Source organism: Betaproteobacteria bacterium, from assembly GCA_009377585.1.
Taxonomy (GTDB): Bacteria; Pseudomonadota; Gammaproteobacteria; order Burkholderiales; family WYBJ01; genus WYBJ01.
In genome coordinates this window covers 1-6,406 of record WHTS01000201.1, presented here as the reverse complement: position 1 = coordinate 6,406, position 6,406 = coordinate 1, and the positions used below count along the sequence as shown (strand labels likewise).

Below are 6,406 nucleotides of genomic sequence, written 5' to 3'. Positions count from 1 at the left end.
CGACCGGGTGCGCAACCGAGCCAGGTTCAACCTGGTCGTTGCGATTTCACGGTACGCGCATCGATTCTATCGAGCGTTCCCTATTCCATGACACGCTCGTCCCTCACCCCCAACCCCTCTCCCGGGGGGAGAGGGGAGCGTCGCGTCCGTATTGGACTGTCGTCCAATACGGAACGATCAATAGCGGCGAATACGGCTTTCTCGCACGGCTATCTCCCGGCAAATCCGAACAGCTGGGCGGGATTGTCCACGAGGATCTTGCGCTGGTTGGCCGCATCCGGCACCCAGGATTCGAACAGATCCATGAGCTGCGGATAGGTCACCGCATCCAGATGCGACAGGAACGGCCAGTCCGTTCCCCAGACGATGCGCTGCGGATTGTTCGCCACGAACGCCTGCGCGAGCGGCGCGATATCGGAATAGTCGGGCAGCTTCGAGATGCGATAGACGCCGGTGAACTTGACCCAGCACCGGCCTTTCGCATGCAGCTCGAGGAACTCCGCGAAGCCTTCCTGCCCGACCTCCTTCGCGGCGGGGAAGACACCCATGTGGCCGACGGAAAAATCGCAGGGCAGATTTTCGAGCACGGGAATCAATTCCTGCAGCGACCAGTTCGGCACGAGGAATTCCAGGTGCCAGCCGAGCGCCGCCGCACGCGGCGCCAGCTTCTTTGCTTGCTCGACCGCCTGTGCCGTGATTGCGCGCTCCATGGACCGGTAGCCGAAATTGACGCGGATCCCACGCACACCCCCTGCATCGAGCGCCCTCAGTTCCGCGTCCGTCACCGTATCCGCGTCCACGGCTGCAATGGCGCGCGCTCGATCGAGCCCCACCGCCTGGATTGCATCGAGGATGCAACTGTTGTCCAGGCCATAGTGGCTGGGCTGATCGAACACCATGCGCGTCACACCGACGGCCTCCGCCTCCTGCAGAAAACGCTCGAGCGGCGCATCCGGTGGCTCGGAGCGAAGCTGTGCGACCAGCGCATACTTCCGCCTGTCGCCGAACACGTGCAGATGCGTATCGCAGATCGGGCCGAGCCGCCTGCGCGAAGTTGCGTTCATCTGAAACTCCCTGGCTGGTCAGACCCTCAGTTTGCCCGGATCGTGGCGATCCCGTCATAGGTTCTCGGGTATCGTAGCGAGTTCCTCCTCGATACGCACGACGCTTGCGCACAGGCTTGCTCCGATCTCGTCAAGGTCTCCGCCTGTACGAGATCGAGATCGGCGACATTGGCACATTGCGAAACCCCATCATCGCCGCGACCCGACGACCTGGAGATTACGTTCAGCGGCATCGGCACACTGCGCAGCCCCGTCATCGTCGGGACCTGACGAGCGTCGCGCGATAAACTCGACCGTGTCGGAATTTTTTCCGATTCAGAAAGGAGAAGTATCGATGCAGTTCGGAATCAACGGCGGGACGCGATTGCTCCTGGGGCTCGGAGCTCTCGCCGCATTTTCAGCCGCAGCTACGGCCCAGCCGAATTATCCCGACCGGCCGATCCGCTTCATCGTTCCCAACGCACCGGGCGGATCGACCAGCGTCGCCGCCCGCCTCGTGGGCGAGAAGCTGACCACATCCTGGAACGAGCAGGTCATCATCGACAATCGGCCGGGAGGCAACAACATCGTCGCCGGCGAATTGCTGCAGCGATCGGCTCCGGATGGTCAAACGATCCTGCTCGTGACGGCTGCTCACGTCATCAATCCGATCGTTCATCCGGAGAAAGCGCAATACAAGACCTTCCTCGGATTTCCCCCGGTCGCAACCCTGGTGAGCACCAATTACATCCTGGTCGTGAACGCTGCGGTGCCCGCAAGCAATCTGAAGGAGCTTATTGCGCTCGCCAAATCCAAACCCGGAGAGCTGAACGCGGCCGTCTCCAATGCGGGCGGCATCCAGCACCTGGCGCTCGAATACTTCAATGTGCTGGCCGGGGTGAAGATTCAAGCGATTCCCTACAAGGGCGGCGGCCCCGGAATCACCGACCTGATCGGCGGCCAGGTTCAGCTCGCTTTCAACAACACCCTCACCCTTCTGCCGCACATCCGCAGCGGCAAGATCCGAGCGCTCGGCGTGGGTGGCGACGAGCGCAATCCGGTCCTGCCGCAATTGCCCACCTTCGCCGAGCTGGGACTTCCAGGCTACAGCGTGAAGAACTGGTTCGGTGTGGTCGTGCCGCCACGCACGCCGAAGGAGATCGTCGACAAACTCGCCGGCGAGATCATCCGGGTTCAGGGGATGGCCGACTTCAAGCAGAAGCTCGGCGTGCAGGGCGTCGAGCCTTTCGTCAACGGACCGGAGCAGTTCGCTGCGCTCATCAAGACCGAATCCGCGAAGTACGCCAAGATCATCAAGGCCGCGAACATCAAGCTGGAGAACTGAGCGGGCTCGGGCTGCCTCGTCTCTTATTGATCGTTCCGTATTGGACGACAGTCCAATACGGACGCGACGCTCCCCTCTCCCCCCGGGAGAGGGGTTGGGGGTGAGGGACGAGCGTGACATGAAATAGGGAACGCTCGATAAATCCAGGAAGTGGAGCGCGAGCTCGGCTGGCAAGGCTGTGCCGCAGCACGACCCCCGCTCAAGCTGTCTCGCTTACATTCGGTGAATCCGAACCGGAGAGGCCCGACGATGAGATTCTGCATTGATTCGAAGCGATTGTTGACCCTCGGCCTGCTGACGAGCCTCGCAGGTTCGGCGGCAGCACAAGAGCTCTACCCTAGCAAGGGAATGCGCTTCATCGTCGGCAACGCTCCCGGCGGCAGCACCGGCGCGGTCGCTCGCATGGTCGCCGATGCAATGACTGCCGGCTGGGGCCAACAGGTGGTCGTGGACCATCGTCCGGGCGGTAACGGCGTGATTGCGGGCGATGCGTTGAGAAGGGCAGAGCAGAGCAGAGCTCGAGCTAGTGAAGTGAGGTTTTCTACGGATCGGCAGATACCGCGCCGTGGCGATCGCGGCCAGCGGGTTTCCGAACGATGAATTTCTCCGAGTCACCATTTCTTCGGGAGACGCCTGACATGACGACGATCCTTACCGCCCCGCTGCTTGCCCTGTCCTGCACGAGCCGCTCGCTGCTGAAACGACTCGCCGGCATGCTGCTGCTGATCGTGATCGCGAGCCTGATGCCCGCAGCGCAGAGCCTTGCGCAGTCCGACTATCCCATCAAGCCGCTGCGGTTCGTCGTCGGGTTCACCCCCGGCGGCACCAGCGACATGGTGGCGCGCGCGCTCGGCGAAGTGCTCGCGAAAGGGCTGGACCAGCAGGTGGTCATCGACAACCGTCCGGGCGCGTCCGGCAAGATCGCAGCCGAGCTGGTATCGACGGCACCCGCGGACGGATACACGCTCATGCTCACCAGCGGATCGTATGCCGTAGCGCCGAGTCTTTATCGCGCCCTGCCCTACGACATCCAGCGGGACTTCGTTCACTTCACCCTGCTCGCCGATACGCCGTTCATGCTCGCGATCTATCCGAAACTGCCGGCGAACAACCTGCGGGAGTTGATCGCATATGCGCGCGCTCGCCCGGGCAAGGTCAACTTCGCCTCCGCGGGCATCGGCTCGCCGTCGCACCTCGCAAGCGAGCTGCTGGGACAGATGGCGGATTTGAAGTTGACGCACGTGCCGTACAAAGGCTCGGCGCTTGCCATGATCGATCTGGTGGCGGGCCGGGTGCAGTTTTACTTCACCAGCATTCCCGGTTCGCTATCCCACTTTCGGGCCGGGCGCATCCGTGCGCTTGCGGTAACGAGCGCGAAGCGCAATCCGGCGCTGCCGGAGGTTCCCACGGTCAGGGAGTCCGGGCTCAAGGACTACCGGGCAGGCTCCTGGTACGGCCTCGCCTTTCCGCGCGGCGTGCCGGCGGCGATCGTGAAGCGGGTCGGGGGCATCGTGCAGAAGGGCCTCGCCGAAGGCGGCCTGGCGGCGATGTTTGCCGAACAGGGGCTGGAGATGCGTCGCAACGTGACGCCCAAGGAGGCGGCCGAGTTCCTTCGCAAGGACATCGCCCACTGGGCAAGCGTGATCCGTCGTGGCGGAATCACGCCTCGGTGAGCCGCGGCCACGCGTTTATGCTAGAAGTAGTGGTCGCAAGCAAGCGTCAGCTCGAACTGGTCGCGGAACGCCGTCTGGAATAGGGAGGAACTTGGATCACAGCGCTCGTCGCGATCGCCCTGTGGAGCAGACCCAGGCGACCCACACTCACTCTGAATCAGCGCGCGCGGACGACGACTCGGGTGCTCGGCCGGATGCCTCCGGCTACTCGCCCTTCAGCGTGCGCAGCTATCGCTTTCAATGGCCCGCTGATCTGTGCGCGTCGTGGGGCTTCGAGATGGAGATCATCGTTCTCGGCTGGTACGTCCTGGTCGAGACACAGTCGGTATTGATGCTCTCCGTCTTTGGCGCGCTACAGTATTTCGGCACGATGCTTGCCCCCATGGCCGGTGTGCTGGGGCATCGCATCGGCAACAAGCGCGTCGTCTGCACCATGCGCGGCTGCTATGCGCTGCTGGCGGCAACGCTCACGACGCTGGCACTGACTGGCTTGCTGCGGCCCGTGCATGTGTTCATTTTCGGCACGCTGCTGGGTCTTTTCCGGCCTTCGGATCTCGTAATGCGCTATGCCCTGATCGGGCAGACGATCCCGTCCGCACGACTGTTCACCGCGACCAGCATCTCGCGCACCACGCAGGATTCCGCACGCATCATGGGCGCGTTGACCGGCGCCGGGCTCGCCGCTGCGTTGGGCACCGGGTATGCCTACGTGGTGATCGCCAGCCTCTATGTAACGAGCTTTCTCCTCTCCCTGCAAGTTGCGGGGAAACCCATGGCGCAAGCCACCACAGCGCAGGCGGCAGCCGCTGCGCAAACCCGCACATCGGCCTGGAGAGATTTGCGCGAGGTTCTGGTCTACGTCTGGCACACGCCTCACCTGCTCGCTGCCATGTGCGTCGCGTTCCTCGTGAATCTGTCGGCGTTTCCGTTGATGACGCAAATGATGCCGTACGTGGCGAAAGAGATCTATCACACTGGCCAGGCCGGGGTCGGCTATCTGGTCGCAAGCTTCGCGGCCGGCGCTTTGCTGGGCTCCATCACACTGAGCCGCTACGGGCATTACATACGGCCCGGGCGCATGATTCCCGCATTCTGTGCGGTCTGGTATGTCGTCATCCTGTGCTTCTCCCGAATGCCGGATGCGATCAGCGGAAGCATCGCGTTGATGGCTGCCGGACTGGCGCAGAGCCTGTGCCTGGTGCCTTTGTCGGCGATGCTGCTGCGAAGCTCGGACGAACGCTACCGGGGCGGTGTCATGGGCGTGCGGCAGTTGATGATCTATGGCGTACCGATCGGATTACTGATCGCCGGGCCGCTCATCGCGCGTCATGGCTACGCCGCGACCGTTACCCTCTACTGCACCACATCGCTCGTTGCGATTGCGCTGATTGCCGCGTATTGGCGGGCGCACTTGTGGCGACTCGACGCGCCTGCGAATGCGCGCTAGCTAGGCGCGGTGGGTCAAAGAGCGCGGAGAATCAAGCTCCGTGCCGAGTGGCTATGCTTGTCTTCCCTCTCCCTCCGGGAGAGGGAGCGAGGGTGAGGGAAAATGTCCGCACGACTTCCCTCACCCCCCAGCCCCTCTCCCGGGGGGAGAGGGGAGTGTCCGTCGCTTACGCCTTCGCGTGCTTGCCGGGAGGATGGGCGCGGCGGATGGTCGGCGACACGACCTTGTCCGAGACGTGGAAGTCCCAGACCGCGGCGCCGCCTCGCTTGGTGAACTCCTCCAGCCGCCGCGGCAGATCATCCAGACTTTTGAAGGTCTGCCCGTCGAGCCCGAAACCACGCGCAATGGCCGCGAAATCGGGGCGGCCGAACACCGACCCGTCCTCGGGCAGGCCCTCCGAGCGGAGCTTGTGCACCTCGGAGCCGTACGCGCCGTCGTTCATCAGGATGATCAGGATGTTCATCCCGTGGCGCTTGATGGTTTCGAGCTCCTGAATGTGCATCATCAGGCTGCCGTCGCCATCGAACAGCACCACGGTTCGATCCGGACGCGCGGCCGCCACGCCCATGGAAAAGGAGATGCCGTTGCCGATCGCACCGAACTCGCGGATGGTGAGAAACCGCTCGTTCGGACGGGAAGGCATTTGCGCGAAGAACCACGAGCAGTGGCCGGAGGAATTCACGAGCTCCCAGTCGGCGGGCAGACGGTTCTCGAGCGCCTCGACCGCATCGCGCGGGTCCAGCAAGCCCGGCTCGATCTCGAATACGTGGCTGTCGGGTTTCGAATCGCGGATGCGCGAGGCCATCGCCTCGGTGCGCCACATCTTCGTGCGTGCCGGCAAGGCCGCTGTCAGCGCCTCCGCACCGAGCCGGGCGTCCGCACGCAGGTGGTGACGCGA

Annotated in this window: 6 protein-coding genes; 4 read left to right on the top strand and 2 right to left on the bottom strand. The window is 63.5% G+C overall.

All coding sequences use genetic code 11. The features are described from left to right. Nucleotides 1-209: 209 nt before the first annotated feature. Nucleotides 210-1,064 (bottom strand): amidohydrolase family protein, encoded by an 855-nt coding sequence (locus tag GEV05_30055; protein ID MPZ47529.1) that lies wholly within the window; start codon nucleotides 1,062-1,064, stop codon nucleotides 210-212. A gap of 334 nt (nucleotides 1,065-1,398) precedes the next feature. Between GEV05_30055 and GEV05_30050 the strand changes: the two genes are divergently transcribed. From GEV05_30050 to GEV05_30035, 4 genes are all read left to right on the top strand, one after another. Next, entirely contained in the window at nucleotides 1,399-2,388 is a 990-nt protein-coding gene (locus tag GEV05_30050) for a tripartite tricarboxylate transporter substrate binding protein (GenBank protein ID MPZ47528.1), read from the top strand. Between the two features lie 249 nt (nucleotides 2,389-2,637). Continuing rightward, nucleotides 2,638-2,988, top strand: a complete 351-nt coding sequence (locus tag GEV05_30045) for a hypothetical protein (protein ID MPZ47527.1) — start codon at nucleotides 2,638-2,640, stop codon at nucleotides 2,986-2,988. Next, nucleotides 2,985-4,061: a tripartite tricarboxylate transporter substrate binding protein gene (locus GEV05_30040; protein ID MPZ47526.1), complete on the top strand. Its 1,077-nt coding sequence runs from the start codon at nucleotides 2,985-2,987 to the stop codon at nucleotides 4,059-4,061. Before GEV05_30045 ends, GEV05_30040 begins: the two co-directional genes overlap by 4 nt. A gap of 121 nt (nucleotides 4,062-4,182) precedes the next feature. Then, a complete protein-coding gene (locus GEV05_30035; GenBank protein MPZ47525.1) occupies nucleotides 4,183-5,508 on the top strand; it encodes an MFS transporter in 1,326 nt (441 codons plus the stop codon). Between the two features lie 166 nt (nucleotides 5,509-5,674). Here GEV05_30035 and GEV05_30030 read toward each other — a convergent pair. Next, the coding region (locus GEV05_30030; protein MPZ47524.1) for a thiamine pyrophosphate-binding protein at nucleotides 5,675-6,406 on the bottom strand (732 nt) is incomplete at its 5' end.

Coding starts and splice junctions, on each gene's coding strand:
- GEV05_30040 (MPZ47526.1), top strand. CDS start 2,985: ATGAATTTCTCCGAGTCACCATTTCTTCGGGAGACGCCTGACATGACG.
- GEV05_30050 (MPZ47528.1), top strand. CDS start 1,399: ATGCAGTTCGGAATCAACGGCGGGACGCGATTGCTCCTGGGGCTCGGA.
- GEV05_30045 (MPZ47527.1), top strand. CDS start 2,638: ATGAGATTCTGCATTGATTCGAAGCGATTGTTGACCCTCGGCCTGCTG.
- GEV05_30055 (MPZ47529.1), bottom strand. CDS start 1,064: ATGAACGCAACTTCGCGCAGGCGGCTCGGCCCGATCTGCGATACGCAT.